The following is a 25,135-nucleotide window of genomic DNA, read 5'->3' on the forward strand; positions in this document are numbered from 1 at the left end:
TGGCCGATGGGTTTGGTGGTGAAGAAGGGTTCGAATACGTGGGCCATCACGTCCGGGGACATGCCGGTGCCGGTGTCGGTGACGCTCAGGCGCAGGTAGGGGCCTTCGGCCAGGTCGTAGGCGCGGGCGGCGGTGGCGTCGAGCCAGTGGTTGCTGGTTTGCAGTTGGATACGGCCGCCTTGGGGCATGGCGTCGCGGGCGTTGATGCACAGGTTGAGCAGGGCGTTTTCCAGTTGGCTGACGTCGACGAAGGCGGTCCAGGCGTCAGGGGCGCCGGTGGTTTCGATCTGGATGCCGGGGCCGGCGGTGCGTTGAATGAGTTCGGCCATGCCGTACATCAAGGTGTTGACGTTGGTGGCGCGCGGTTCCAGGGTTTGCCGGCGCGAGAAGGCCAGCAGGCGTTGGGTGAGGACGGCGGCGCGTTTGGCTGAACCTTGGGCGGCGACCATGTATTTGTCGACGTCGCTGAGGCGGCCTTGGGTGATGCGGCGGTTCATCAGCTCGAGCGCGCCGGAGATGCCGGCGAGCAGGTTGTTGAAGTCGTGGGCCAGGCCGCCGGTGAGTTGGCCGACGGCTTCCATCTTCTGCGATTGGCGCAGTTTTTCTTCGGCCTGCATGAGCATGGCGGTGCGTTCGGCTACACGCTGCTCCAGGGTTTCGTTGAGGGCGCGCAGTTCGGCTTGGGCTTCGCGCAGGGCTTCGTCGGCGATGGTGCGTTCCAGCAGGTCGGCGGCTTGGCGGGCGAGGATGTCGAGCAGGCGCAGGTCGCGTTCGGACGGCTGGTGCGGCGTGCTCCAGTGGGTGGAGATCATGCCGAGCAGGCGGCCATCGCGCGACAGCAACGGGGTGGTCTGGGCCGAGCGGATGCCGGTGTTGCGGAAGGCTTGCAGGTCGTCGGTGCCGGCGATGTCGGGCCATTCTTCGAAGTCGGGGATGATGGCGCGCTGGCCCAGTTGCAGGGCCATGGTGCAACTGCTGTAGGCCATGGGGCTCACCCATTGCCAGAACCCGACCGCTTCCGGTGGCAAGCCGCGTGAACACAAGAGCTGCAACTGGCCGCCATGGCCGGACGGATGCCCTTCGGGGCACAGCAGCTGCATGGTGCCGAACTGCGAGCCGGTGATGGACACGGCGGCGTCGACGATCTTGCCGTAGAGGGCTTCGAGGTCTTGCTCGCCGATCAGGTCGAGGCTGATGCGGTGCAGGAATTCGATGTCCGACAGGGCGGTTTCCGAGTCACGGGAAACGCCCAGGGGGAAAGCGGCCGGGAAGGCGGTGCGTAGGGTTTTCATGGGGCTACCAAGGGAATGGCATTGAGCTATTAGCAGGTTATCAGCAAAGCTGTGACCACGCGCTATGGGCAGACGTTCGGTGGTGAACGCTTCTTTCATCGGCGGTGGAATGCGCGCGCTTTCTCATGGTCTGTACGACAACGTTGCAAAGGACTCATGCCATGTCGATACGCCCTATGCTCTGCTTGCTGATACTGCCGCTGTTCGCAGGCTGCCAATACTTCCCACAGACCCATTACTTCACCGCCCCTGAAAACGAGCCGAATCCCGCCTGGGTCCGCATCGTCAATTTCACGCAACATGCCGATCTCTACCAATACGAAAACGGTGTGCGTTCAGGCGGCGTTATCCGCAGCGGGCCGCTCCCGTTCATCCATACGCAGGACCAGGGCATGCCCAAAGCCGGGCAGGAGCTGACGTCCGACTACTATGAAACACGTGTGCGGCCCGGCATTGACACCCATGTGGGGATGTTCTGGGAGGGGCCGCGAACCCAGTCGTGCTTTGTGACTGTGGAGTTCGTCCCCCAGGCCGGGCACTACTATCAGTTCAGTCTGACCTCGGGGTCCAGCGGCAGCTGCACGGCGTCAGCGTCGTTGATCGAGCGCGACAAGGACGGGACTGGATGGCATCTCACGCCGAACCCGCAGGTGAAGTACTCTCCCGTCGGCCCTACCGCCAAAACGCATTACACCAACAGCCGCTTCGAGGACTCCAACTACCAGCCGCCTCCTGATCTTTATCCTGGCATCTAGCGAAACGGCCCTAAACATCAGCAGCCAGCCCCAGCAACTCATTCACCAGTTCAAGGGCTTCCTGCTGATAGCCCTCACGCCAACGCGCAGAGAAGTCCTCGGGCCTGCCCTGCTCTTCCCACTCGGCCAATGCCAAGCCATTGATGATTTCCAGCTCGAACCATTGGCGCTGCCACGCGGCAGCGTCCACCACCAGCACGGTGTCCTGCCACAGAAACTCGGTGTGCGCGACAAATTGGCTCCACGAAAACAGCCCGTGTGGGGCCCTTTCTGCCTGCGCGGTCAGTTGCGCTTTGTTCATTTAATGCTCCTTTCTAACGACGCCCTCTTCTTCCCGGCCATGCTCTCACAGCGCAGAAAAATAGCCTGGCATTGTTGTAGACTTCCCGGCCTTTCCCCCCTACTTGAGAACATGGACGTGAAAAAACGCCTGCTGCTCGGATGCATCACCTTAACCCTGGCCGGCTGCACCTTCACCGGCGCCAACGAAGTGGCACCGGGCGAATACATGATCACCAGCCATGGCAGCATCTTCAATTCCCGTGAAGGCCTGCTGGAAAACATCAACCAGAAAGCGGCGAAAGTCTGCGACGGCAAGCCGTATCACCTAGAAGGCGACAGTGGCGCGAACATGGTGGTGAGCACCACCACGCATATCGGCCAGACGCCCACGACCGTGCTGGGCTTGAAGGCGGTGTGCGAAGGTCGCAAAGAATAGCGCTTGTCTTGTTCGGAGGTTTCCATGGTTCAATCCAAACGCGAGAGCACCCGCATCGAACGCCGCCTTGTCACCGCGCTCACCGACGCCTGCGAAACCGCCAAAGCCGAAATCCCAGGATTTGAATGGTTGACCCACACGGTCAATTACGCCGACTTCCCAGGCAGCCTGCGCATCACCTGGGTCTTCGACACCCGCGCCAGCCAGGCGCAGGCCGTGGCGACAGGGCTGCACGCGCGTATCCGCGAGTTGACCGCCACCGCACTGCAGGATGCCGAGATCCCGTCCGTGCCACTGGCGCGTTGCGTTCACTTGGACTCGGAAGAAGCCTGCCACGCCCAGCACGGCGGCAATTGGCGTTTGCGCCTGATGCGCTCAGCCAACTAGAGACTGACACCCAACTGCTGGATAATGCCCCGGCCCTGTTCCTCGCCTGCCGATAAGGAAGTCCCTCCAATGAAGTTGCCGTTTTCCGCTGCCCTGCTCGCGTCTGCCCTGCTGGCACCTTCCTTTGCCCAGGCCGATGACGCCGCCTTGGTCGACACGCTCAAGGCCTTCACCCGTTGTGACGAGACGTTCTTCAGCCGCCTGAACACCCATCGCGACGCCTGGCAGGCCTATGCGCCGCTCAAGCAGGAGAAAGACTTCACCTGGATCGCGGTGCGCGACCGCACCGAACCCAAGGCCTCGGCCGTGCCGGTGAGTGCGCCGGCCATCGCAGGGTTGAAGCTGCTGTCCTATAACGATGAGGTCAGCGATCTTGGCCCGCTGGGCCTGTATTACTTCTGGGGCTTTACGGTGGACGGCACCATTGATGAGGTCGCCCCGCGCCTCGCGGCGTTGCTCGACCAACCGGGTGCACTGCAAAAAGGCGAGGGGCAATACACGCGCAGTGAGTTGAAGGTGGGCAACAGTTGGCAGGCGATCAAGCCGATGCCGGGCAAGGCGCCGGGGCTGCGCAATGTGGAGCGAGTGCTGATCGTGGAGCCGGAGGGCAAGTATTCCCGTGTGAGCTGTTCGGTGCAGGGTGGCGTGAATGCCGGGCTGCTGGCGCTGTTGCGGCCGGACATCGCACCGGTGGATTACCCGCGCACTGTGGCTGAAACCAACCTAGGTGATGTGCCGGTGCCACCCAACGTACTCCAGGGCCTCGACGCACCACTGCTGCAACCCAAGTTCAAGACGTTGAGCTACAGCTACCTGTCGAAGAACGCCGCGGGCAAGGACGCGCCGATCACCATCCGCTTCAAGGCAGAGGGCGGTTTGCTGGTGAAGAATGAAGCCTACGGCGCCGCCTTCAATGTGGACCGTTTGATGCTGGCGGACCTGATCCAGCTGAAGTCGAAAATGAACGGCGTGGGCGAAGGCCAGGTGCTGCAGACCCGCGAGGCCGAGGTGAAATTGCCGACGAGTTGGGCGCCGGGCCAGACCCTGAGTGCGCACTTGAAGATGGCCAACGTGCCGGTCAAGCCCACCGACAAACCGCTCGAAACCACCTTGACCTGCAAGGTCGGCGAGCGCTTCCCGGCGCGTCAGGTGTTTGCGTCGCTGACGGGCGATGCCATTCGGTTGGCCTGCGAGCAGGACGGTTACTCGTCGTCGCGCGCGTTTATCGAAGATCTGGGCGTGGCGCTGACGCTGGAGTCGACGTCGAGCCAGACCCACTATGTGAATGAAATCCAGACGCTGGACGTGGTGCGCTGACGCCGACTGGCCTATTCACTCCAAAGCAACAGGTGGGCCTCAAAAGCTGCGGACCAACGAACCAAACAGGTCACCTTCAGGCATTTTGCTCACTGGGATCTCGGCATTTTCAAACCACTCCCGACTGGCCTCAGGGTGCGGGCCGCTCAGCACCACCACGCCCTTTTCATAGGTATACCGCGCCGCCGCGACGTCTCCGTTGCGGTAGGTGGCGATGGTTTTATACGACCCTTTCGGAAAGTACGGGCCATCCTGGAAGAAAACGTGGTCAGGCTTGCCCGCCCACGTGACCTGCACCGCGGCGTCGGCGATGCCGGGCACTTCGAAACCGGGGCGGCCGGCTTCGCCGTCGAGGTCCTGGGGGATCAGGCCGAGGTTGTTGTCATCCGCCAGGTAGGCGCCCATGCACAAGCCCAAATAGCGGCCGCCGTGGGCGACGTAGTTGCGGATGGCCTCGCTGCGCGCATCACCCAGGCTGCGCAGCGCTGCGGGAATATCCTGGCCGCCGCCGGGTTGCACGTAGAGATCGTAGCGCGCCAGGGTCTGTGGCGTGATGTCGATCGACTCATCCGCGCCCACAAAATCGATGTGATAGTTGGGGTTGAGTCGTTGCAGGGCCTTCGCCACGTTCTCGGAACAGTCGTCACACCCCGCCGGGCCTCGGTAGATGGCGACGTGGGTGATCGGCGTCGCGGCCTCGGCCGGTGACGGCAGCAGCAGCGCAAAAGCAAACAAGGTGGCGGCGGTGGCTCGCAGGTTCATGGCGATGGGCTCCAGGGCGGACACCCCAAAGCCTATAGCGATTGCGCCGTTCAATCCGTTAACAGTTGTAAACACCATTCACTTGGGGATAACTGGGGACCATGCCTAATGCCAGTCAGTTAAGAAGCAGAAAGGGTAAAGGTAACCTGTGGCGAGGGAGCTTGCCCTATTTCGAGAGCGTCCGCCATGTTTGAACTCGCCTCCCTCATCACCTATGTCGCCGTAGTGATTGGCCTGTTTCTGATTCCAGGCCCGTCCGTGCTGCTGGTGATCACCCGCACCGTGCAAGGCGGGCGCAAGGTCGGCGTGGCGACCGGGCTGGGCGTGGCGTGCGGCGACTTGCTGCATACCCTGGGCGCGGCGTTGGGGTTGTCGGCGATCCTGATGACGTCGGCCACGGCGTTCAACGCGGTGAAGTGGGCCGGTGCGGCCTACCTGATCTACCTGGGCGTACGCGCGTTCATGGCCAAGACCGGCACACAGGCGGGGCTGACCTTGCCTGCCGTCACCCCGCGCCAGGCATTTTTCCAGGCGGTGGGCGCCGAGGTGCTCAACCCGAAGACCGCGATTTTCTTCCTGGCGTTCCTGCCGCAATTCGTCCACCCGGAAGCCGGCTCGTCGCTGGTACAGTTCGCGGTGCTGGGCCTGATCTTCTCGGTGCTCAGCGCGGTGTACACCAGCCTGCTCGCCCTCGCCATCCGCCCCTTGAGCCGAGGCATCAAGGGGCTGTCCAAACTGCGGCGCTGGGAAGGCAAAATCATCGGCACGCTGTTTATGGGGCTGGGGCTGAAGGTGGCGTTGCAGCAGCGTTAGTCACTGGGCAAACACATACGTCCCACCCTGCTCCACCGCCTTGCGATACGCAGGTCGCGCCTGGAATTTCTCCACCCACGCTGCCAGGTTCGGGTAGGCCTGCAACTTGCCCTGAGCCCTGGCGATTTCACCGATAAAGCTCATCTGGATATCCGCGCCGCTCAGCTCATCGCCAAGCAGGTAGGCTTTGCCCGCGAGCACGTTGTTCAGGTAACCGAGGTAGTTGGCGACTTCCGATTCGATCCGCGGGTGCAACGGCGCACCCGCCTCGCCCAGGCGGCCGACGTAGAGGTTGAGCATCAACGGCAACATGGCCGAGCCTTCGGCAAAGTGCAGCCATTGCACGTAATGGTCGTACGTGGCGCTGGCAGGGTCCGGTTGCAGGCGGCCCTGGCCGTGGCGGCGGATCAGGTAGTCGATGATGGCGGCGGACTCGATCAGCACCAGGCCGCCGTCTTCGATCACCGGGGATTTGCCCAGCGGGTTGATCGCCTTGAGTTCCGGCGGTGCGAGATTGGTTTTCGGGTCGCGTTGGTAGCGCTTGATCTCGTAGGGCAGGCCGAGTTCTTCGAGCAGCCACAGGATGCGTTGCGAGCGTGAGTTGTTGAGGTGGTGGACGATGATCATTGAAGGCTCCGCAGGGCGAGAGGGGTGTCTTGAAACAGACTACGCCAGCCTTCGGGAGTGCCGACAAATAATTTTCTGCGTGACGGACGCCGTGGTTACCATGGGGATCGATTCGAGAGGAGGCACAGCATGGATCTGAAATTCAGCCACGTCGACATACTGGTCGAAAACCTTGAAGAAGCCAGTGCCTATTACGCACGCATTCTCAAGGCACGCATTTCCAAGACGTTCGTGTGGGAACGCGGCGGCCTGCATGTGCGGTATGCCGTGGTGCTGATGGGCCAAGAACGCTTCATGCTGGTCCAGCCGATCGCCGGCAACCTGCGCGAACTGTTGGACGCCCACGGCGAAGGCATGATTTACCGCCATTGCTACACCACGCCAGACATCGAGATCGCTTATGACGAGCTGATCGCCGCCGGAGTGCAGCCGGAGAACGAAAACGGCGTGCCCCTGGCCCGCGAGAACCTGCAATCGCCGTCCGGGGGGCGCATTATCTGGCTGCCCAAGCGTTTCGGGCATTTCTCCATGGAGATCCTCGAAGAGGCGACCCTGGAGGCGTTTATTGTGGAGGCGTTTGGCTGATCGAGGCCCACGCCGCCTGCGCCAGCAACGCGGCGTAGTGATTCGGGCTGTGCTTGACCCGGCCGGATAACCACGCACGGGCATAGCTTTCGGCCGCGCCGATGATCAGCGACAGCAGCAGTTCTGCCGGGATATGGCTGAACGCCTCACGGCGGCCTTCGTCGCTCATCCACTCGGTCAATTGCGCGTTGCGCTGTTTGTTACGGGTGAGCAGTTCGTCCTTGTGCGGGCCGTTGGCCACGGCGAAACGGCTCTGGAACATAAAGCGCGCCCATTCGGGTTGCGCATCCACCCACTCCACATAACTGCGCACCAGCGCTTCCACGCCAGCCTGGGCGGTTTGCGCCTGCTTGAGGTGTTGCTCCCGCAGTGCGGCCTGATCTTCCAGCGCGGCAAAAAACAGCGCGGCGACGATGCCTTCCTTGTTGCCGAAGTGATGGTAGATGGCGCCCACGCTGGTCTCGCACCGCGCGCGGATGGTTTCGATATTCGTCGCTTCAATACCTACGTCGTTAAAGCTGGCCAGGGCCTCGCGCAGGATGCTGCGCTTGAGGTCGCTGCGCCGGCCCGGGAAGGTGCGCTCGATCAGATCAGGTGCGTGCATGAAGTGGCTCGCCAAATGTACGGAGTTTAAAGGTACAGCCGCCGGCAGAGAAGGCACGGCTTGACATGGCTGGATTTTACGGAATATTGTTCCGTTACAGAATATTATTCTGTATTCATTATCAGGAGGATTATCCATGAGCCAGTTTCTCAACCTGTTCAACAGCGCAGGCCCTGCAGCGTTTAGCCAAATGGCCTGCCAAGTGGCGCCCTACTTCAGCACCATCAACCCGCAAGTCGCCGAGCTGCGGCCTGGGCACGCGGTGGTCAACGTGCCGTTTCGCAAGGAAATCACCAACCACCTGGCCTCCGTGCATGCCATTGCGTTGTGCAACGCAGCGGAATTGGCGGGTGGGACGATGACGGACGTGTCGATCCCCCAAGGCGCCAAGTGGATCCCCAAGGGCATGACCGTGGAATACCTGGCGAAGGCCAAGACGAACATCCGCGCCGTGGCGGATGGCAGCGGCATTGATTGGTCCACCGCAGGGGACAAGATAGTGCCGGTGGATATTTTTGATGAGGGCGACGTGAAGGTGTTCACCGCGAGGATCACCATGAATGTGAAGATCGCCTGAGGCCCTGGCGGCAGGCTCGGCAACTGCCGAGCCACGCTTCAGTGCACCATCGACCACAGTGAAGCGCCTACGCCGGTGATGCTCTCCCCCGCAATCAAGCCGGCGGCGGCGGTAATTGCAAAGCGCTCGGTGAGGCTCGGCCAGCGGCAGCTCACCAACCAGGTCAGTATCGCGCCCAGGGCCATCATCAGCGAGACCGAGGCCGGTAGCACAAAGGCCAGGCCCAGGGCGGCGGCACTCGGGAGGAAGCGGGCGCGATGGGCTGGCAAGGTGCTGTCCAGCACACCGAGCACTACGCCAACCAGGCCGCCGATGGCAATCGCCCAGCGGATGCTGGTGGACAGTGAATCCAACCCGTGGGTGAGGGTTTGCGCCACGGCTTTCCAGGTAGCGACCGCCGGGGCTGGCCACTCTTCGGTGAGCAGCATGGTTTGCGGATCCGGGATCAACGCCAGGTAGGCGAAGACGCCAACGATACTGCCGATGAAAATCCCCAGGATCTGCGCGATCACCTGCTTATGCGGCGTGGCGCCGATGGCCTTGCCCACCTTGAAATCATTCATCAAGTCGGTGCACTGCCCGGCCGAGCCACCGGCCGTGTTGGCGCTCATCAGGTTGATCGGCACCTGCCCCGGCGCGACGATGCCAAAGCTCAGCTGGGACAGCTGCCCGATGGCGCCAATAGGCGGAATGCCGGTGGCACCCACCACGCGCGCAGCCACGGCGGCGAGGCAGATCGCCAAGGGAATGGTGAGCAAGGCCATGCCGAGATTGATGCCGAACAGCAACGCCTGCAAGCTCACCACTAGCACGATCGCCAACGCAAAACCGGCCGCCGGCCCCGGTTTTGGCACCGTCCAGCTTGATCCGCCGCTGGCGTGAGTGGACCGGTACAACGCCCACAAACGAATCGCCAGCGAGGCCAAGGTGGAACACACCATCAGGCTCACACCCGGCCACAGCAACCACTCCACCAACGCGGCAAACTGCGGGCCGCTGCTGCCCGCCGGCAAGGTCACCAACTGTTGCGCCAGCAGCCAGGGACCCAGGCCACCCCAGGCGAGCAAGGCGCCGAGCAGCAAGGTCAGGCCCACGCGAATGCCGATAATGCCGCCGAAGCCCACCAGCAATAGCGAAGGGTCGGCAGTAAACGTCAGACGCTCCAACGGGGCACTGGGCGACCAGCGCGGGAAGGCCCACATGAAGGTATCCACCCACTTGACCAGCCCGGAGAGCAACGCGGCGCTGAGCAGCACCTTCAAGCGCGTCGCGGCTTCGCGACCGTGGTTGTAGATGTGCAACAGGGTTTCCAGGGTGGCCATGCCCTCGGGGAATTTCAGCGCCTTGTCATTGAGCAGCGAGGGCCGTAGATACCAGGCGATCCAGATGCCCAGGAAACTCACCGAGAACACCCAGGCGATCATCGGGATGGCATCCAACTGGTTACCGGTCAGCAAGGTATAGGCCGGGATCGGCGCCACCAACCCACCCGAAATAATCGACGCGGCGGCTGACGCGACGGTCTGGTTGATGTTGCTTTCGTGCAAGGTCCACGGCAGGTGGTCGGTGGAACGCTTGGCCACGCCTTGAAAGATGGCGTAGCCGATAAGCAGCGCGATGATCGACATGTTGAACGACCAGCCGATCTTCAACCCGGCGTAGACATTGGACGGCGTGAGCAGGATGCCGAGTACGCTGCCGGTGATGACGGCGCGCAAGCTGAGTTCGCGGGTGACGGGGCCGTGCGGGAGGGTCGTTGGCGGGGCTGAAGTCATGCGGAGTCCTTTCGGCGACGAAACAGAGCGACCTAGTAAGTGAGCCCTGTAGAAGCCGAAGGTTCCTGACTTGCGGATCGTGATGTTGCGGTAAGCGGACCTCTTGTGGTGAGTGGGCTTGTTGTGGCGAGCGGGCACACCAGAGGAAGTTTGCTGACCACAAAAAACCTGCTCAACCCAGGCGAAACCGCGCGGTGTTGTCGCTCAATGCCTGGCTGCCCTTGCTCAGGGTGTCGGCCGCCCGGTTCACTGCCCGTGCGCCGTCGAGCAAACGCCCGGCCGCCTGGTCCACTTGCTGGATATTGCCGCTCACTTCATCCGCCGTCGCCGCTTGTTCCTCTACGGCAGTGGCGATCTGCGCCAAGGTGTCGGTGACGTGCTGCACCGCGCCGGCAATCTCGCCCAAGCGCGCGCCCAGCCCGGTGACGGATTCAGCATCCGTCAGCGCCTGTTCACACGCGGCGCCCATCAACGTGACCGCCTGGCTGACCGTGGCGCGCAGGCTGTCGACCGTGCCGGCGATCTGCGCCGTGGAAGCCTGGGTGCGTTGCGACAAGCTACGCACTTCATCGGCCACCACGGCAAACCCCCGTCCCTGCTCACCGGCGCGGGCGGCTTCGATGGCGGCGTTGAGCGCCAGCAGGTTGGTCTGTTCGGCAATACCACGGATGGTGTCGACCACCGATTGAATCTGCTGGCCCTGCTGGCTGACCTGCTCCAGCGCATCGGCGGTGTCGGTCAGGCGCAGGTTGAGTTGTTGGATGCTGGCCGTGGTGCGCTGGCTGTCGCGGCTGCTGTCTTCGGCGATGCGCCGGGTCTGCTGGGCGCTGCCGGAAGCTTGTTCGCAGCTTTTGGCGACGCCCAGGGATGTCGCGGCCAATTGGGTGGCCGCAGCGGCAATCTGGCTGATTTGTTGTTGCTGGTCTTCGACTTCGGTGAGGGTGCTGCCCGACTGGGAGTTGAGGGTCAGCACCGCCGAACCCAGTTGCTGCGTCTCGTGATTGACCCCCAATAGACTGGTGCGCAACTGCACCACCGCCACGTTCAACGCGGTGCTGATGGCCGCGAGTTCATCGCGCCCTTCCACCGCCACCTCGACGCACAGGTTGCCGTCCCGCAACGACTCGGCCAGGGTGGTGATGCCACTGGCGCTACGGCGGATCGAAGCTTGCAGGCAGATGAACAGGTACAACGCGGCCAGCGCCAACAGGCTGAAGGTCGCCGCCACCGGCACGAACTTCTGCAACGAGCGATCACGGTAGTGACCCAGGCGCGCATCCAACGAATCGAGCGATTGGTTACGCAGCGCGCCCAGGCTGTCGAGCATACCGTCGACACTGGTTTCGAAGGCCGCCGTGTCGAGCTTGATGGTGCCGCCAAACACGCCGTCGTCGAGTACTTTGAGCTCATTGTCCAGGCGTTGCAGGCTGTTGTCGTACTGCACAGTCCAGGGTTCCAGCCCGGCATACTGCTTGGCCTTGAGCGAGGCCGCGGCCTTGACCAACTGGTCCCGCGCATCACCGATGCGGCTGCGCAGGTCACGCATCTGCAAACGGCTCTGCAAGGTGAACTGCCCCGAGGCAATGGACGACTGGCCGACACTGGCCATGCGGCCAATGCGCTCGATCAGGTCGGGGGTGTGCTGGGTGGAAATCTGCATCAGCAGGTAGGTTTCCAGCCACGGGTCGAGGATCAACCCGGCGTCCAGGGTGATCTGCTCGCGCAGGGTTTGCATCGCGGTCAGGGCCGAGGTGAAACGGTCGTAACCGTCCGGCCACCAGCCCACGGTGCGCAGGGATTGGGAGTCCATGCCCTTGACCGTCGCTTGCAAGGCGTCGAAGCGCGCGAGGATATCGGCACTGACGTGCTGGGCTTTGAGCGAATCGCCCAGGGCTTGCAGGCTTTGCAGGATCACCGGGAAGTTAGCGTCGACCTTGTCCATCGCCGCCTTCGCCGCTGGCGTGGGCGCGTGCAGAATGTCCGCCGCCTTCCAGCGCGCGGCCAGGTTGCGCTGGGCTGTCAGTTGGCCATCCAGCGCATCCAGGGCCAACAGTTGCCGGACGCCGGACTGCTCGCTGGAAATCACGGTTAATTTGTCGCGATAGTCCGAGCCGATCATCCACAGGCTACCCGCCAGGGGCAGCATGAACAGGAAGAACAGGATCTGGAACTTGCGCGCAAAACCAAAACGCCCCAGCAAGCGGATACCCGGTGACAAAAGGCTGTGCATGTCCGACCACTCCCCAAAAACGACCCACGCGGTGCACCGCTGGGTGAAGCCTTGAAATGACTGACGGCAAAATGCCATGTCATTGATTAGCTTGGCTCAAGCAAGATACGGGCCGCTGTCGGCGTGCCCAAGATAGGCGGCGCGGGAAGCAATCGCGCACGTAGCGTGCGCGAAAATGGGGCAAAAGCACTCAAGGTCTGTGCAGAGCTGTAACAGTGGCTTATCGGGTCGACATGTACCGGCCAAAATTATTGATGTGATCATCCAGATTATCCTCAAGCATCATCCGGTACTGGTCACAGAAGTACTTCAGCATCGCCTCCCGCGCATCGGCCATTTCCGCGCCGGACTTGAAGTTGCGCGCACTGGCCCAGGCATTGAAGCGCGTGGTGCCGAACATCATCGAGGCGCTGACCTGGCCGAGGTTTTCGTGAACCTGAAGTTGCTCGTTCGACAGTTCGATGTGCGCGTCGGCACGGTCGTAGAAGGTGGGGTCAGTGGCGTCGGCCATTATGGGTGTCCTAGGTCATCAGGTTTGAATGAAGGGATATCAGGCCAGTAACGCGGTAATCCAGTTGGCCTGCTGGGCAATCTCTTGTCGCTTCTCTTGCGGCACGGCCTGCCGAGCTTGTTCGAAACTGGCCAGGGTCTTGTGCTTTTGGCGCAACATACGTTGCCATTTGGCGATGAAGGCCGGGCTGCGTGCCTGCATCTGCAACGGGCCGAAGTACAGCTGTTCAGCGGTGTAAACCATTGCCTCACCGCGCTCGGCGACGATGATTTCGTAGTAGAAGCGGTTCTCGCGCAGCAACTCTTCACTGAGGATCGAGTAACCGTTGTCCATCAGCCATTGGCGCAACGGTTGCTCGCCACCATTGGGTTGCAGGATCAACCGTTCCCTGCCACTCAGCTGCCGCTTGCCGCTTTCGAGGATGTCGCGGATCGTCTCGCCGCCCATGCCGCAGACGCTGATCGCAGTGATGCCGTCATGGGCTTCGATGGCCGCCAAGCCATCGGCCAGGCGCACGCTGATCTGGTGCTCCAGGCCGTTGTCGCGCACGGTGCGTTGCGCCGCATGAAAGGGCGTGGTCGCGACCTCCCCCGCCACTGCCGCCGTGATCAGGCCGCGACGCATCAGCGCCACCGGCAAATAACCGTGATCGGAGCCGATATCGGCCAGGCGCGCGCCTGCCGGTACGTTGGCGGCGACGCGCTCCAGGCGCAGGGATAAGGTGTGTTCGTTCAACGCCCCTGCTCCCCCGAAAAACGGTCCCGGCTGTTGGTCAGGTGCAGCACCATGGCGGCGCGGGCGGCGTCCGGGTCCTGGCGTTTGATCGCGTTGAAGATCGCCTCATGTTCCAGGTTCGCCAATTGACCCAGTTGGGCAAAGTCGGCGCCGCCACGTTCATCGCCCTTCACCTGGGTGCGCGGGATCATCGCATTGCCCAGGTGCAGCATGATTTCGGTGAAGAAGGTATTACCGGTGGCCTCGGCGATCAGTTGGTGGAAGCGTTTGTCTTCTTCCACACAGCTGTCGTTGTTGGCCAGGGAGGCCTGGTAGTCGTCGAGTGCCTGGCGCATGTGGGCCAGTTGTTGGTCGGTGCGGCGCACGGCGGCCAGTGCGACGGCTTGCACCTCAAGACCCAGGCGCAGTTCGAGCATGTTGCGCACGCTGGCGACCGTGTCCACATGCAGGCGCAAGCCCTGCTGCGCCTGTTGCGCCAGCACAAAGGTGCCGATGCCGTGACGGGTCTCGACCAATCCCGACGCCTGCAATTTGGAGATCGCTTCGCGCACGACGGTTCGGCTCACGCCGTGCTCAAGCACGATGGTGGATTCCGAGGGCAGTTTTTCGCCGGGTTTCAACTGGCCGAGCAGGATGCGCTGGGTCAGCGCATCGACCACGCCCTGGGCCAGGTTGGTGGAGCGTTTACGCAGGGGGATTCCACTTTCAATGGGCATTGCAACAGGTCCACGGGGTTGAGCTGGGGGGAGCTTACCACCCAGCCCGGCGTCAGGCCTGGGTTGATTGAAAAAACCCCTAACTTGTATGACAACCAAACTTAAGCCCCTCTCTGACAGATACCCCTCTCACGGCATCCACCGGATACCATTTCGCTCAAAAAGCGGCACAAACCCCAGCATTAACGGCTTAAATAACCGAAACTCCTATTCTCTACACCGCGTTATAAGAAGAAAAACACTCACCCTTGGATTGCGATCTCAAGAAGCCTACTTGTATGATGTCTATCAACAAGACACGCAAACCCGCATAAAAATAATCAGGGGGAGTTTTGAATTGTGACCAATTCAATCCATGTATCTGCCACACCCGAAAGTGATCCCGTCCTCGCGCGCGCCGTGAGCAAAGTGAAGCGCCATGTGCTCCCACTGTTCGTGATCATGTTCATCCTCAACTACATCGACCGGGTCAATATCGGCTTTGTGCGCACGCACATGGAGCATGACCTGGGCATCGGCGCAGCCGCCTATGGCTTCGGCGCCGGGTTGTTCTTCATCGGCTACGCCCTGTTCGAAGTGCCCTCCAACATGCTGCTGCAAAAGGTCGGCGCGCGTATCTGGCTGACTCGTATCATGTTCACCTGGGGCATCGTCGCCACGCTGATGGCCTTCATCCAGAACGAAACCCACTTCTATATCCTGCGCTTCCTGCTGGGGGTGGCCGAGGCCGGCTTCTTTCCTGGGGTGATCTACTACTTCACGCGCTGGCTGCCTGGCGTGGAACGCGGTAAAGCCATTGCGATCTTTTTGAGTGGCTCGGCGGTTGCGTCGCTGATTTCCGGCCCGCTGTCAGGCGTGCTGTTGCAGATCGAGGGCTTTGGCTTCCACGGCTGGCAATGGATGTTCGCCATTGAAGGCTTGGCTTCGGTGGTGATTGGCTTCTTTGTATGGTTCTGGCTGGACTCCAAACCTCACGACGCAAAATGGATGAGCCGCGAAGAACAGGACGCGCTGGTCAATGCCATCGACCAGGAACAGCGCGACCGTGAGGCCCTCACCAGCGTCAAGCCGACCCTCGGCAAGCTGCTCAAGGACCGCCAGATCCTGTTGTTCTGCGCACTGTATTTCTGCATCCAACTGACGATCTACGCCGCCACTTTCTGGCTGCCGAGCATCATCAAGAAGATGGGTGACCTCAGTGATGTGCAGGTCGGTTTCTTCAACTCGATCCCCTGGCTGATCTCGATCATCGCCATGTACGCCTTCGCGTCGTTGTCGGGCAAGTTCAAGTTCCAGCAGGCCTGGGTGGCGGCAGCGCTGTTGATTGCGGCAGCGGGCATGTTCATGTCCACCACGGGCGGGCCGGTCTTTGCCTTTGTGGCGATCTGCTTTGCGGCCATCGGATTCAAGTCGGCATCGTCGCTGTTCTGGCCGATTCCCCAGGGCTACCTGGATGTGCGTATCGCCGCCGCCGTGATCGCGTTGATCAACTCCATCGGCAACCTGGGCGGTTTCGTTGCGCCCACCACGTTCGGCTTCCTGGAGCAGACCACCGGTTCGATCCAGGGCGGCCTCTATGGCCTGGCCGGCACGTCGGTGCTCGCCGCGATCCTGGTGTTCTTCGCCAAGACCGCGCCCTCTGCCGTGTTGGCTTCACCGAGCGCCGTGCCCACCCGCGCCGCCCTCAGCAAACCTCTTTAAGCTTATTCAGGAACTTGCCATGACTACGCCCGTCGTTACTCACTTCCAGGTCATCCCCGTCGCCGGCCACGACAGCATGTTGCTGAACCTCAGCGGCGCCCACGGCCCGTACTTCACACGCAATATCGTCATCCTCAAGGACAGCTCCGGCAACACCGGCGTGGGCGAAGTGCCCGGCGGCGAACGCATCCGCGAAACCCTGGAAGATGCCCGCAGCCTGGTGATCGGCCAACCCATCGGCCAGTACCAGCGCATCCTCAACCAGATGCGCAGCACCTTTGCCTCTCGCGATGCCGCCGGCCGTGGCTTGCAGACCTTTGACCTGCGCATCACCATCCATGCCGTCACCGCCATGGAAGCCGCGCTGCTCGACCTGCTGGGCCAATTCCTCGAAGTCCCGGTGGCCGCCTTGCTCGGTGAAGGCCAGCAACGCGATGCGGTAAAAATGCTCGGCTATCTGTTTTATGTGGGCGACCGCAGCGCCACCGATCTGGCCTACCGCAACGAAGCCGACAGCGATGACGAGTGGTTCCGCCTGCGCCACGAAACCGCCCTGACGGCCGACGCCGTAGTGCGCCTGGCTGAAGCTGCCAAAGCCAAGTACGGTTTCAATGACTTCAAGCTCAAAGGCGGCGTATTGAGCGGCGACGAAGAAATCGAAGCCGTCACCGCCCTGGCCGAACGCTTCCCGGATGCGCGCATCACCCTCGATCCGAACGGCGCCTGGTCATTGAATGAAGCCATCCGCCTGTGCCGCGACCAGCACCACGTGCTCGCCTACGCCGAAGACCCCTGCGGCGCCGAAAACGGCTACTCGGGCCGCGAAGTCATGGCTGAATTCCGCCGTGCCACCGGCCTGAAAACCGCCACCAACATGATCGCCACCGACTGGCGCGAAATGGGCCACGCGATCCAGCTGCAATCCGTCGACATCCCCCTCGCCGACCCACACTTCTGGACAATGCAAGGCTCGGTACGCGTGGCGCAGATGTGCCATGAATGGGGCCTGACCTGGGGCTCGCACTCCAACAACCACTTCGACATTTCCCTGGCGATGTTCACCCAGGTCGCCGCCGCAGCCCCGGGCGACATCACCGCCATCGACACCCACTGGATCTGGCAGGACGGCCAGCACCTGACCAAGGCGCCACTGAGGATCGAAGGGGGTTATGTGAAAGTGCCGAGCAAGCCAGGCCTGGGTGTGGAGATCGACATGGACGCAGTCGCCAAGGCCCATGAGGTGTACAAAGGCATGGGCCTCGGCGCGCGCGATGACAGCGTGGCGATGCAGTTTCTGATTCCAGGGTGGCGCTTCAACAACAAGCAGCCGTGCCTGGTGCGCTGATTCAGATTTTTGTAGGGGCGGGCTTGCTCGCTCCTGCAATCGGCCGCACAGTCAACTCAACCCCTAACGCCAGCATCAGCTTCTGGATCGTTTCATAGCGTGTCTTCGAGCCACCCTTCAGGGTTTTGTAAAGGCTCTCCCGATTCACCCCAGCCGCTTCCGCCACCTTGTTCACACCTTGGGCCTTGGCAACCTCGGCAAGCGCCTTCATGAGTACCTGCGGGTCTTGAGACTTCATGCTTTGCGCCAGATACGCACTGATGGTTTGCGGACTGTCGAGGAAGCGCGACGCTTCATAGACGCTAGTGCCGGACGTATCCAGATCGAGGATCGGCATGTCCTCGGGTTTGAATTTCGATTCGCTCATTTCATCTACCTCTCAGGGCATCAAGAATCTCTTTAGCCCGCTTGATTCCTCTTTTCTGGTCGGTTTTATCGCTCCCCCACAACATCAGGTAGGCAGTGACTCCCGTACGCACGAAATACATCCTGTAGCCGGGCCCGACAAACACACGCATCTCACTCAGGCCGTCACCTACGGATTCACAATCCCCAAAATTGTTTTCCTCCGCCCGGTCCAAGCGAGCAAGAATCGCCGTTTTCCCCCAAATATCCCGCATACCGTCGAGCCATGTATCAAACTCCGGCGTCCTGCCGATTGAATTAGTCACAGTATCACTTGTAGCCTACTGGCTACTCCTTGTCGATGCCAGTGGAATTTTGTTTCCGGTGAGCGCCGGAGTCAAAAATCCTAGTTCAGCACCTGTACAAACAGCCCGTGGATACTGTGAGCGCTTATTTCCCCCGCGTTTAAAGCACCCGATCAAACAACGGCGCCACGTCATACCGCTGTTTCAACATCTGTGCATCCACCAAAAAATCCGCCGTGGCCTGGGCCTCGCTGATGATCGTCGGCGAGATCGGCAGCACCTTGATCGCGTCGCGCTTGAACCACACTTTGGCGATTTCCGGTGCCGACTGGTTCGCCTTCGACCAGGCTTCGGCATATTCATCAACGTGGGTGTTGCTCCACACCCGGGCGCGGGTCAGGCGGGCGATGAAGTCCTTGATGATTGCGCTTTTCTGCGCCAGGGCCGGCTCGTAGGCGACGATGTAGGTGGGCGCGCTCATCAGGCCCTTGGCGTTGCGGATCAGGGTGCTGCCTTCTTTTTCCTGCAGCGACACATAGGGTTCCCAGGTGCCGAAGGCGTCGATGTCGCCCTGGGTCAGCGCCAGGCTGGCCTCGGCCGGCAGCAGGTATTTGAAGTGGACGCTACTGCGCGGCACACCGGCTTCATCCAGCGCCTTGTACGCCAGTTGCTGGCTCCACGAACCGTTCCAGATGGCAACGGTTTTGCCTTTGAGGTCGGCCACCGATTGAATACCCTTACGCGCCACGATGCCCACGCCGTCGAGGCTGGTCTGGGTGCTGGCGACCACTTTGACCGGCGCGCCATTGGCGGCCAGGCTGATCACCGGGGTATCGCCGACGATGCCCACATCCAGCGCACCGCTGGCCACGGCCGAGGCCACCGGGGAGCCGGTGTTGAAACGTTTGAAGTCGATTTTGTAGGGCAGGTCTTTCAGCTCGCCCGACAGCTCCAGCACGATACGGTTGGAGAAGAACTGATCCCCCACGGTGAGGGTCAGCGGTTCGGCGGCGCCGGCCGAGTGGCCGTACAGTGCAAGAGAGGCCAGGCCCAGCAAGGACAGCAGTGTTCGACGGTTGATCATGGAAAATCCCACAGGGTTGGAGGGTTGGTTCAACCATCTGTGGGCGTGCAGTCTGGTCATTTGACGTAGAAGCTAACGCAATAAAAGCGCGGGGTTTAATACTGTTGGGCACTATCGATAGAACCGTCGTACAGGTCGCTAGCTGCTTTTCGTATTAAAAACTTCGCCGCGCCTGAGTTAGGGTGAGCTCACCAGACCACTGGACCCCAGCACCTGAACCATTTTCTGCAAGGTCCATTGCATGTCGATTCCCGCTTTGAACATCTGGGGCGCACCGCCCACTGCCCGCTACGAACAACTGGCCGCGCCGTTTCGCCCGCTCTTTGCGCAGATTCTCGCGCAGGCGGCCGTGGCGGATCAGACACGCGGCAGCCTCGCCACCGTGATCCAGCAACTGAACACCTTGGGCTTGCCGCGCTGGCGCCTGCCAGCCAGTTACGGCGGCCAGGATGCAACGCTGGTCGAGCTGCTGGCGTTGCTCACGGAACTGTCCGCCGCCGACTCCAACATCACCCAGGCCCTGCGCGGGCACTTCGGTTTCTGTGAGGATGTGCTCAGCGCCAAGGACCTCGACTGGCGCGCCAAGTGGCTGGACCGGCTCGGCCAGGGTGCCCTGCTCTCCCCCGGCAGCACCGAAGTCGGCAACCAGGCCCGTGGCGATTTCGAAACCCGCCTGCACCGTGACGAAGCCGGTGCCTTGCGCATCAGCGGCAGAAAGTTCTACACCACCGGCGCGCTCTACAGCGACTTGATCAACACCATCGCCACCGGCGAAGACGGCACGATCTACAGCGTGGTCGTGGACCTCAAGGCGCCGGGCGTGCAAATCGTCGATGACTGGAACGGCTTCGGCCAACGCCTCACCGCCAGCGGCACCTGCCTCTTCGACAACGCGCCCGTGGTGGACGACGAGGTACGCCTCACCCAACAACGCTTTGGCCACGGCCAGTCGTTCTTCCAGCTCTACCACCTCAGCACCCTCGCCGGCATCGCCCGCCGCGCCGCCCTCAGTGGCGCCGAAGAACTCAGCCAACGCTCGCGCACCTTCACCACCGGCAATGCCGACACTGCCGGCCAGGACGTGCAACTGCTGCAAGTGATCGGCGAAGTCGCCAGCCAGGCCTACGCCGCGCAAGCCATCGCCCAGCAAGCGGCGCAGCGACTGGAATACACCGCCCGCTATGTGATCGCCCATGACCAGCCGTTGCACGATGACGACCCGCAGGTTGCATTGGCTGAATTGGAAGTGTGCCTGGCAGTGAACCCGGTGGTTGATGCGACACTGGCGGCCACCACGGCGCTGTTCGATGCGCTGGGCGCCAGTGCCACCGCCAGCAACAAGGCGCTGGACCGGTTGTGGCGAAACGCGCGCACCTTGGCGAACCACAACCCGCGCGTGTACAAATCGCGGATTGTGGGGAATTACCTGGTGAATGGGATTTTGCCGCCTGCGCAGTGGCGGGTGGGTGTGGCCAAGGATCAGTAATCCCAGAATGCAGCCACCCAGCGAAACGCATCCCCCTCCACCACCACCCGCCCCACGGACGGAAACGGTAGGTGGGTGGCCACGAACAACTCACCACTCGCCGCCGCTTCGTTCATCAACCGCACGCGAACGCGCACCGACTCTTCGGGGTCGTGTTCAAAGCCGTTATGCCAATCAGGGTGTTCGAAGGCGACTGGAAAAAGCGCATCACCGGCAAAGGTCAACCGCTCGCCACCCGAGGTCACATACACCACGCTGTGCCCCGGCGTATGGCCGCCGGTGAGCTTGGCGATGACACCCGGCGCGACTTCATGCTCATCGTCGAAGGTATGCAGATTGTCCTTGTACAACCCCATGAATTGCTGGGCCGTAGCCCGTAGCACGTCCGGCACCGGCGCAGGCATGTCGGTATGGGTGAAGTCCGGCGACGCCCAGAAATCGACCTCGATGGCCGCCACATGAATGCGCACGTCCGCACGCAACTTGCGCTTGACCTCGTCCACCAGCAGGCCGCCGATGTGGTCCATGTGCATATGGGTGATCACGATATCGGTCACCGAGGACAACGGGATACCGGCCGCTTCCAGGCGCTTGGGAAACTGCCCGGCCCGTGGGAAACCGGGAAATTGCCCGCCCAGGCCGGCGTCGACCAGAATCACCTGCTCGCCGCTGCGCACCACCAGCACATTCAGCGCCCAGTCGAACGCGTCCGGGCCGAGGAACATTTGCTTGAACCACGCCGCGCGGGCGGCGGGGTCGGCGTTGGTGGACATGGTCTGGGTCGGCAGCGGCAGCACGCCGTCACTGATCACCAGCACATCAATTTCACCGACGCGCACTGCGTAGCGCGACGGCACCAGTTCTTCGGTCGGGGCTTTCAGTAGGGTTGTCATGGTCGCTCTCCTGTTGTTTGAAGGCGAATGTCTCGCCTGCAAAACAGTGTGCGACGGGGCTACAACGCTCGGAATCCTACCTGGGTATGGGCCGTGTATACCTTAGTTTGAAGGCTGGCTCACAAACTCCAGCACCCGCGCCAGCATCCGATCACAGGCCTGCAACTGTTCCACGCTGATGAACTCGTCCGGCTTGTGCCCCTGCTCCATGCTGCCCGGCCCGCACACCACCGTGGGAATGCCGGCCTGGTCGAACAACCCACCTTCCGTGCCAAAGGCCACGGTGCCGAATTCCCTTGAGCCGCAGAACTGCGCCACCCACTCGGCGGCCTGGCTTTCCAGCGACGTGGCCAAACCCGGATAGCTGGACAACTCGCTGAGGCTGATCGCCGCTTGCCCGCTCACCGCCCGCATCGCCGGCAGCAGGGTTTGCTCGGCGTATACCTGCAATTGCCGGGCAACTTGCCAGGGGTCCTGGGCCGGCAAGGAGCGCACTTCGAAGTCGAAACTGCAGTCCTGCGGGACGATGTTCAGTGCCTTGCCACCGTTGATCAGGCCGGTCTGCACCGTGGAAAACGCCGGATCAAAGCGTTGATCCAGATGCTGCGGCGCCTTCAGCGCTTCGCCGAGCCGCACCAGCTCGCTGATCAAGCGCGCGGCGTATTCAATGGCATTCACCCCCGCCGGCGCATAGGCCGAATGGCACGCTGCGCCGTGCACATGGCAACGCATTGCCAGTTTGCCCTTGTGGCCGAGCACCGGCTTGAGTTCGGTGGGTTCGCCGATCACGCACAACAAGGGCTTGACCGGCTGATCATGGAATCGCTCGATCAGCGAGCGCACACCCAGGCAGCCGACTTCTTCGTCATACGACAGCGCAATGTGCACCGGCATGCGCAGCGAGGCGTTCACCAAGGCCGGCACACACGCCAACACACAGGCGATATAACCCTTCATGTCCGCCGTGCCACGGCCGTACAACTTGCCGTCTTTCTCGGTGAGGTCAAACGGCGCCACGCTCCAGCGCTGCCCATCCACCGGCACTACGTCGGTATGCCCGGACAACACAATGCCGGGCACTTCTGCCGGACCGATAGTCGCGAGCAGATTGGCCTTGCTCTTGTGTTCGTTGTAGAGCAGCTCGCAGGCCACGCCGTGGCCCTGCAAATACGTGCGCACAAAGTCGATCATGGCCAGGTTGGATTCGCGGCTGGTGGTGTCGAAACGCACCAGTTGCGCCAGCAGGTCGCGGCTGTTCATCGGTCGTCTCCCGGTACGGCGTAGCCGGGGGCGATCTGTGGGTTGATGGCGCGATCGATGTAGGCCTGCAACTGCCCGCGATAGGCCTGCCAGAGTTGATCGAGGGCACCGATGGGGTCTTCATCGGCCCAGTCCACCCGCAGATTGACGATGGGCCACAAGAGGTCATCCACCACCACCAGCGCCGCCGAATGCACCGGCCCCGCCTCACCACCGCCCGCCAGACCGGCATGCATCGCCGCCAGCAGGCGGTCGGCCAGAGGCCCGGAGGCCTGTTCGAAAGCCGCCACCATGGCGTCGATCACAGCAGATTGGGCGAGCATATTCCCCGCCGCCACACACTGCTCGCCCCTCACCGCATGGTGGATGCCCAGGGTCTGCGCGCCACTGAAATGCGCGGTGCGGCCCTGGTTATCAATCACCGTGACCTGGCGGTACTCACTGTGATCCTGCCCAGCCAAGGCGGCCAACGCCTCACTTGGCGCCAAGCCCTGCTCCAACAGGTCCAGCACCTGCGGCCCCAGGCTTGGCAAGGTGATGTTCTGCGACGCCACCGCCCCCACGCCGGGCCGCAGCCACGGGCAACGCGCGCCCACGGCAATGCTCGATGAACTGATGGCGATGCCCAACTGGCCCGTCTCGGCGCAGCGGGCGACAACGGAAAACGTCATGTGGAGTCCTCAGTCGAGCACCGAAGGGTCAGCGTCGATCATCAATTGCTTCATTTCTTCAAAGTGCTGGCGCGAGAAATCGGCAATGCCTTCCCAGCCCCGCGCGGTTTTTTCCGCCACTTCATCCGACAACACCCGCAACGGCTGCCCGGTGGACCACGCGGTGACGAGGATCTGGCAGGCGCGCTCCAGGGTCCAGATATCGTCAAACGCTTCGCCGATGGAACCGGCCGTGACCATCACGCCGTGGTTGCCCATCAGCAACCGGCTTTTGCCATCCAGCAACCCGGCCAGGCGCGCGCCTTCGGCCTCGGTGTCGGCCATGCCGCCGTACAGTTCGTCCACCGCCACGCGGTTGAAATAGCGCGCGGTGTTCTGGTCGATCGGCGGGATATGCGGCTTGGCCAGGCACGCCACAGCCGTGGTGTAGACCGGGTGCAAATGCAGCACCGCGCGGGTCTGCGGCAGCAGGCGATGGATCTGCCCGTGAATCGACCAGGCGGTGGCGTCCACGTTTGGGTGATCGGCACAGGACGCATCGTCGGCGTTCAACAGCAGCAGGTCGCTGGCGCGAATGCGCGAGAAGTGCTTCCACTTCGGGTTGAGCAAAAACTGTTTGCCATCGGCCGACACGGCAGCGCTGAAGTGATTGGCCACTGCCTCATGCATGCCCAGGTGCGCGATGATGCGAAAGGTCGTCGCCAAGTCGATGCGCGTCTGTTCTTCGTGGGATAACGCCATGAATCGGTCTCCGCAGGGCGCGGCCGCACGGGTATGCGGCACGCGCTGATGGGTTTACTTCGGCATCAATGCCGCGATGTCGGCATCGGTGGGTGCCTGGAAGTTGTACTTCTTGAGCAAGGCGGCGTATTCCGGCGTGGCGCGGTATTTTTCCAGGCCGTCGAGCAAGGCCTTTTTCACCGTGTCATTGCCCTTCTTCACGCCGAAGCCGTTGAGCACCGGGTAGATCAGGGTGTCGGAGGAAATCACCACGCGGCTGCCGAGTTTGTCGATCACGCCACGGGCCACGGCGGCGTCGGTAATCTGCGCTTCAACCGCGTGAGCCAGCAGGGCCTGGGTGGTTTGCGGGTCGGTGCTGTATTCGCTGATCTGGATTGGCTTCAAGCCCTTGGCCACGCAGTACTCGGCCGACAGCTTGTTCATCTGCGCCAACCACGACGTGGCGCCCATGGAGCCGATCTTGTGGCCGCAGAACTCTTCCGGGGTCTTGGGCTGGAAGCTGCTGTCCTTGAGGGTCAGGATCGACTCGCCGCTCTTGAGGTAAGGGATCATGTCGATGACCTTGACCCGCTCCGCCGTGATGTACATCGACGAGTTGGTCACATCGAAACGCCCCGCTTGCAGGCCGGTGATCAGGTTGGGAAACCGCGTGTCGAGGGTCTCGACCTTGCGGCCCATGACCTTGCCCAGGCCGTCCATGAACTCGATGTCAAAGCCTGCGGGCTTATTGTTATCCATGTACTCATAGGGGAAGAACGTCACGTCGGAACCGGCGATGATCTTGCCGTCCTGCTGGAACGCCGAAGCCGCCAACGAAGTCATCGCAACCGCTGCGCCCAGCAGGCACACGGCAAGGGGACGAACACTTTTACGAAACGCTGTCATGGTGATTACCTGCAA

At 62.1% G+C, this 25,135-nt stretch carries 28 protein-coding genes; 10 read left to right on the forward strand and 18 right to left on the reverse strand.

Going from position 1 to position 25,135, the window contains the following annotated elements; translation table 11 throughout:
- Nucleotides 1-1,292: GAF domain-containing protein (locus HX823_RS20580; RefSeq protein ID WP_177076346.1), on the reverse strand; the 1,292-nt coding region annotated here is incomplete at its 3' end.
- Nucleotides 1,293-1,453: 161 nt separating this feature from the next.
- Between HX823_RS20580 and HX823_RS20585 the strand changes: the two genes are divergently transcribed.
- Nucleotides 1,454-2,047 (forward strand): hypothetical protein, encoded by a 594-nt coding sequence (locus HX823_RS20585; RefSeq protein ID WP_177076348.1) that lies wholly within the window; start codon nucleotides 1,454-1,456, stop codon nucleotides 2,045-2,047.
- Nucleotides 2,048-2,057: 10 nt separating this feature from the next.
- Here the strand turns inward: HX823_RS20585 and HX823_RS20590 are convergent, their stop codons facing one another.
- Nucleotides 2,058-2,348 (reverse strand): hypothetical protein, encoded by a 291-nt coding sequence (locus tag HX823_RS20590; RefSeq protein WP_177076350.1) that lies wholly within the window; start codon nucleotides 2,346-2,348, stop codon nucleotides 2,058-2,060.
- 117 nt (nucleotides 2,349-2,465) lie between these two features.
- Between HX823_RS20590 and HX823_RS20595 the strand changes: the two genes are divergently transcribed.
- The 3 genes from HX823_RS20595 (at nucleotide 2,466) to HX823_RS20605 (ending at nucleotide 4,469) form a co-directional block, all read left to right on the forward strand.
- On the forward strand, nucleotides 2,466-2,765 hold the full coding sequence (locus HX823_RS20595; protein WP_038843425.1) for a hypothetical protein: 300 nt from the start codon (nucleotides 2,466-2,468) through the stop codon (nucleotides 2,763-2,765).
- 24 nt (nucleotides 2,766-2,789) lie between these two features.
- Complete coding sequence (locus HX823_RS20600; protein WP_177076352.1) at nucleotides 2,790-3,152, forward strand: hypothetical protein; 363 nt, start codon at nucleotides 2,790-2,792, stop codon at nucleotides 3,150-3,152.
- Between the two features lie 69 nt (nucleotides 3,153-3,221).
- Entirely contained in the window at nucleotides 3,222-4,469 is a 1,248-nt protein-coding gene (locus tag HX823_RS20605; RefSeq protein ID WP_177076355.1) for a hypothetical protein, read from the forward strand.
- Between the two features lie 39 nt (nucleotides 4,470-4,508).
- Here HX823_RS20605 and HX823_RS20610 read toward each other — a convergent pair whose 3' ends face one another.
- Nucleotides 4,509-5,231, reverse strand: a complete 723-nt coding sequence (locus HX823_RS20610) for a BPL-N domain-containing protein (RefSeq protein ID WP_177076357.1) — start codon at nucleotides 5,229-5,231, stop codon at nucleotides 4,509-4,511.
- Nucleotides 5,232-5,417: 186 nt separating this feature from the next.
- Between HX823_RS20610 and HX823_RS20615 the strand changes: the two genes are divergently transcribed.
- On the forward strand, nucleotides 5,418-6,044 hold the full coding sequence (locus tag HX823_RS20615; RefSeq protein WP_177076359.1) for a LysE family translocator: 627 nt from the start codon (nucleotides 5,418-5,420) through the stop codon (nucleotides 6,042-6,044).
- Here HX823_RS20615 and HX823_RS20620 read toward each other — a convergent pair whose 3' ends face one another.
- The gene (locus HX823_RS20620; protein WP_177076361.1) at nucleotides 6,045-6,671 is read right to left on the reverse strand and encodes a glutathione S-transferase family protein; all 627 of its coding nucleotides are present in this window, start codon (nucleotides 6,669-6,671) and stop codon (nucleotides 6,045-6,047) included. It abuts the gene before it with no gap.
- 129 nt (nucleotides 6,672-6,800) lie between these two features.
- Here HX823_RS20620 and HX823_RS20625 point away from each other — a divergent pair, with 129 nt between their 5' ends.
- On the forward strand, nucleotides 6,801-7,256 hold the full coding sequence (locus tag HX823_RS20625) for a VOC family protein (protein WP_177076363.1): 456 nt from the start codon (nucleotides 6,801-6,803) through the stop codon (nucleotides 7,254-7,256).
- Here HX823_RS20625 and HX823_RS20630 read toward each other — a convergent pair.
- Nucleotides 7,234-7,860, reverse strand: coding sequence for a TetR/AcrR family transcriptional regulator (locus HX823_RS20630; RefSeq protein WP_033901054.1), 627 nt, complete (start codon nucleotides 7,858-7,860; stop codon nucleotides 7,234-7,236). The genes HX823_RS20625 and HX823_RS20630 overlap by 23 nt on opposite strands.
- Before the next feature lie 136 nt (nucleotides 7,861-7,996).
- On the opposite strand from HX823_RS20630, the gene HX823_RS20635 reads away from it, so the two are divergent.
- The gene (locus HX823_RS20635; RefSeq protein ID WP_177076365.1) at nucleotides 7,997-8,437 is read left to right on the forward strand and encodes a hotdog fold domain-containing protein; all 441 of its coding nucleotides are present in this window, start codon (nucleotides 7,997-7,999) and stop codon (nucleotides 8,435-8,437) included.
- A 38-nt stretch (nucleotides 8,438-8,475) separates the two neighbouring features.
- Here HX823_RS20635 and HX823_RS20640 read toward each other — a convergent pair whose 3' ends face one another.
- The 5 genes from HX823_RS20640 to HX823_RS20660 all read right to left on the reverse strand — a co-directional run bounded on the left by HX823_RS20640 (nucleotide 8,476) and on the right by HX823_RS20660 (nucleotide 14,404).
- On the reverse strand, nucleotides 8,476-10,212 hold the full coding sequence (locus HX823_RS20640; protein WP_177076367.1) for an OPT family oligopeptide transporter: 1,737 nt from the start codon (nucleotides 10,210-10,212) through the stop codon (nucleotides 8,476-8,478).
- Between the two features lie 172 nt (nucleotides 10,213-10,384).
- The gene (locus HX823_RS20645) at nucleotides 10,385-12,520 is read right to left on the reverse strand and encodes a methyl-accepting chemotaxis protein (RefSeq protein ID WP_371317972.1); all 2,136 of its coding nucleotides are present in this window, start codon (nucleotides 12,518-12,520) and stop codon (nucleotides 10,385-10,387) included.
- Between the two features lie 142 nt (nucleotides 12,521-12,662).
- Nucleotides 12,663-12,953, reverse strand: coding sequence for a DUF3144 domain-containing protein (locus HX823_RS20650; RefSeq protein ID WP_177076371.1), 291 nt, complete (start codon nucleotides 12,951-12,953; stop codon nucleotides 12,663-12,665).
- Between the two features lie 39 nt (nucleotides 12,954-12,992).
- Nucleotides 12,993-13,688 carry a tRNA (adenine(22)-N(1))-methyltransferase TrmK gene (locus HX823_RS20655; protein WP_177076373.1) on the reverse strand — a complete coding sequence of 232 codons (696 nt, stop codon included), beginning with the start codon at nucleotides 13,686-13,688 and terminating at the stop codon, nucleotides 12,993-12,995.
- Nucleotides 13,685-14,404, reverse strand: coding sequence for a FadR/GntR family transcriptional regulator (locus tag HX823_RS20660; protein WP_038842647.1), 720 nt, complete (start codon nucleotides 14,402-14,404; stop codon nucleotides 13,685-13,687). The genes HX823_RS20655 and HX823_RS20660 overlap by 4 nt, the downstream gene beginning before the upstream one ends.
- Nucleotides 14,405-14,743: 339 nt before the next feature.
- On the opposite strand from HX823_RS20660, the gene HX823_RS20665 reads away from it, so the two are divergent.
- Together HX823_RS20665 and gudD are read left to right on the forward strand one after the other, a co-directional pair.
- Nucleotides 14,744-16,105, forward strand: a complete 1,362-nt coding sequence (locus HX823_RS20665; RefSeq protein ID WP_038842650.1) for an MFS transporter — start codon at nucleotides 14,744-14,746, stop codon at nucleotides 16,103-16,105.
- Between the two features lie 19 nt (nucleotides 16,106-16,124).
- Nucleotides 16,125-17,450 carry a glucarate dehydratase gene (gene gudD / locus HX823_RS20670; protein WP_177076375.1) on the forward strand — a complete coding sequence of 442 codons (1,326 nt, stop codon included), beginning with the start codon at nucleotides 16,125-16,127 and terminating at the stop codon, nucleotides 17,448-17,450.
- 1 nt (nucleotide 17,451) lies between these two features.
- Here gudD and HX823_RS20675 read toward each other — a convergent pair whose 3' ends face one another.
- The 3 genes from HX823_RS20675 to HX823_RS20685 form a co-directional block, all read right to left on the reverse strand.
- Nucleotides 17,452-17,817 (reverse strand): addiction module antidote protein, encoded by a 366-nt coding sequence (locus HX823_RS20675; protein ID WP_177076377.1) that lies wholly within the window; start codon nucleotides 17,815-17,817, stop codon nucleotides 17,452-17,454.
- Nucleotide 17,818: 1 nt separating this feature from the next.
- Nucleotides 17,819-18,121, reverse strand: coding sequence for a type II toxin-antitoxin system RelE/ParE family toxin (locus tag HX823_RS20680; RefSeq protein ID WP_033901037.1), 303 nt, complete (start codon nucleotides 18,119-18,121; stop codon nucleotides 17,819-17,821).
- Between the two features lie 139 nt (nucleotides 18,122-18,260).
- On the reverse strand, nucleotides 18,261-19,184 hold the full coding sequence (locus HX823_RS20685) for an ABC transporter substrate-binding protein (RefSeq protein WP_038842658.1): 924 nt from the start codon (nucleotides 19,182-19,184) through the stop codon (nucleotides 18,261-18,263).
- Nucleotides 19,185-19,425: 241 nt separating this feature from the next.
- Between HX823_RS20685 and HX823_RS20690 the strand changes: the two genes are divergently transcribed.
- The gene (locus tag HX823_RS20690; RefSeq protein WP_177076379.1) at nucleotides 19,426-20,670 is read left to right on the forward strand and encodes an acyl-CoA dehydrogenase family protein; all 1,245 of its coding nucleotides are present in this window, start codon (nucleotides 19,426-19,428) and stop codon (nucleotides 20,668-20,670) included.
- Here the strand turns inward: HX823_RS20690 and HX823_RS20695 are convergent.
- The 5 genes from HX823_RS20695 to HX823_RS20715 all read right to left on the reverse strand — a co-directional run bounded on the left by HX823_RS20695 (nucleotide 20,664) and on the right by HX823_RS20715 (nucleotide 25,120).
- Nucleotides 20,664-21,563: an MBL fold metallo-hydrolase gene (locus HX823_RS20695; protein WP_177076381.1), complete on the reverse strand. Its 900-nt coding sequence runs from the start codon at nucleotides 21,561-21,563 to the stop codon at nucleotides 20,664-20,666. The two genes, HX823_RS20690 and HX823_RS20695, sit on opposite strands and share 7 nt — an antisense overlap.
- A 102-nt stretch (nucleotides 21,564-21,665) precedes the next feature.
- Nucleotides 21,666-22,823, reverse strand: a complete 1,158-nt coding sequence (gene argE / locus HX823_RS20700; protein ID WP_177076383.1) for an acetylornithine deacetylase — start codon at nucleotides 22,821-22,823, stop codon at nucleotides 21,666-21,668.
- On the reverse strand, nucleotides 22,820-23,494 hold the full coding sequence (locus tag HX823_RS20705) for a DUF1028 domain-containing protein (RefSeq protein WP_177076384.1): 675 nt from the start codon (nucleotides 23,492-23,494) through the stop codon (nucleotides 22,820-22,822). Before HX823_RS20705 ends, argE begins: the two co-directional genes overlap by 4 nt.
- 9 nt (nucleotides 23,495-23,503) lie before the next feature.
- On the reverse strand, nucleotides 23,504-24,235 hold the full coding sequence (locus HX823_RS20710; protein WP_177076386.1) for a class II aldolase and adducin N-terminal domain-containing protein: 732 nt from the start codon (nucleotides 24,233-24,235) through the stop codon (nucleotides 23,504-23,506).
- 54 nt (nucleotides 24,236-24,289) lie between these two features.
- Complete coding sequence (locus HX823_RS20715) at nucleotides 24,290-25,120, reverse strand: ABC transporter substrate-binding protein (protein WP_177003034.1); 831 nt, start codon at nucleotides 25,118-25,120, stop codon at nucleotides 24,290-24,292.
- Nucleotides 25,121-25,135 lie beyond the last annotated feature (15 nt).

Origin of the sequence: Pseudomonas sp. P7759 (assembly GCF_013386445.1) — a bacterium.
Taxonomy (GTDB): domain Bacteria; phylum Pseudomonadota; class Gammaproteobacteria; order Pseudomonadales; family Pseudomonadaceae; genus Aquipseudomonas; species Aquipseudomonas azotoformans_A.

Coding starts and splice junctions, on each gene's coding strand:
- HX823_RS20625 (WP_177076363.1), top strand. CDS start 6,801: ATGGATCTGAAATTCAGCCACGTCGACATACTGGTCGAAAACCTTGAA.
- HX823_RS20645 (WP_371317972.1), bottom strand. CDS start 12,520: ATGGCATTTTGCCGTCAGTCATTTCAAGGCTTCACCCAGCGGTGCACC.
- HX823_RS20610 (WP_177076357.1), bottom strand. CDS start 5,231: ATGAACCTGCGAGCCACCGCCGCCACCTTGTTTGCTTTTGCGCTGCTG.
- HX823_RS20640 (WP_177076367.1), bottom strand. CDS start 10,212: ATGACTTCAGCCCCGCCAACGACCCTCCCGCACGGCCCCGTCACCCGC.
- HX823_RS20705 (WP_177076384.1), bottom strand. CDS start 23,494: ATGACGTTTTCCGTTGTCGCCCGCTGCGCCGAGACGGGCCAGTTGGGC.
- HX823_RS20650 (WP_177076371.1), bottom strand. CDS start 12,953: ATGGCCGACGCCACTGACCCCACCTTCTACGACCGTGCCGACGCGCAC.
- HX823_RS20675 (WP_177076377.1), bottom strand. CDS start 17,817: ATGAGCGAATCGAAATTCAAACCCGAGGACATGCCGATCCTCGATCTG.
- HX823_RS20635 (WP_177076365.1), top strand. CDS start 7,997: ATGAGCCAGTTTCTCAACCTGTTCAACAGCGCAGGCCCTGCAGCGTTT.
- HX823_RS20615 (WP_177076359.1), top strand. CDS start 5,418: ATGTTTGAACTCGCCTCCCTCATCACCTATGTCGCCGTAGTGATTGGC.
- HX823_RS20600 (WP_177076352.1), top strand. CDS start 2,790: ATGGTTCAATCCAAACGCGAGAGCACCCGCATCGAACGCCGCCTTGTC.
- HX823_RS20660 (WP_038842647.1), bottom strand. CDS start 14,404: ATGCCCATTGAAAGTGGAATCCCCCTGCGTAAACGCTCCACCAACCTG.
- gudD (WP_177076375.1), top strand. CDS start 16,125: ATGACTACGCCCGTCGTTACTCACTTCCAGGTCATCCCCGTCGCCGGC.
- HX823_RS20710 (WP_177076386.1), bottom strand. CDS start 24,235: ATGGCGTTATCCCACGAAGAACAGACGCGCATCGACTTGGCGACGACC.
- HX823_RS20690 (WP_177076379.1), top strand. CDS start 19,426: ATGTCGATTCCCGCTTTGAACATCTGGGGCGCACCGCCCACTGCCCGC.
- HX823_RS20620 (WP_177076361.1), bottom strand. CDS start 6,671: ATGATCATCGTCCACCACCTCAACAACTCACGCTCGCAACGCATCCTG.
- HX823_RS20630 (WP_033901054.1), bottom strand. CDS start 7,860: ATGCACGCACCTGATCTGATCGAGCGCACCTTCCCGGGCCGGCGCAGC.
- HX823_RS20585 (WP_177076348.1), top strand. CDS start 1,454: ATGTCGATACGCCCTATGCTCTGCTTGCTGATACTGCCGCTGTTCGCA.
- HX823_RS20685 (WP_038842658.1), bottom strand. CDS start 19,184: ATGATCAACCGTCGAACACTGCTGTCCTTGCTGGGCCTGGCCTCTCTT.
- HX823_RS20605 (WP_177076355.1), top strand. CDS start 3,222: ATGAAGTTGCCGTTTTCCGCTGCCCTGCTCGCGTCTGCCCTGCTGGCA.
- HX823_RS20695 (WP_177076381.1), bottom strand. CDS start 21,563: ATGACAACCCTACTGAAAGCCCCGACCGAAGAACTGGTGCCGTCGCGC.
- HX823_RS20590 (WP_177076350.1), bottom strand. CDS start 2,348: ATGAACAAAGCGCAACTGACCGCGCAGGCAGAAAGGGCCCCACACGGG.
- HX823_RS20715 (WP_177003034.1), bottom strand. CDS start 25,120: ATGACAGCGTTTCGTAAAAGTGTTCGTCCCCTTGCCGTGTGCCTGCTG.
- argE (WP_177076383.1), bottom strand. CDS start 22,823: ATGAACAGCCGCGACCTGCTGGCGCAACTGGTGCGTTTCGACACCACC.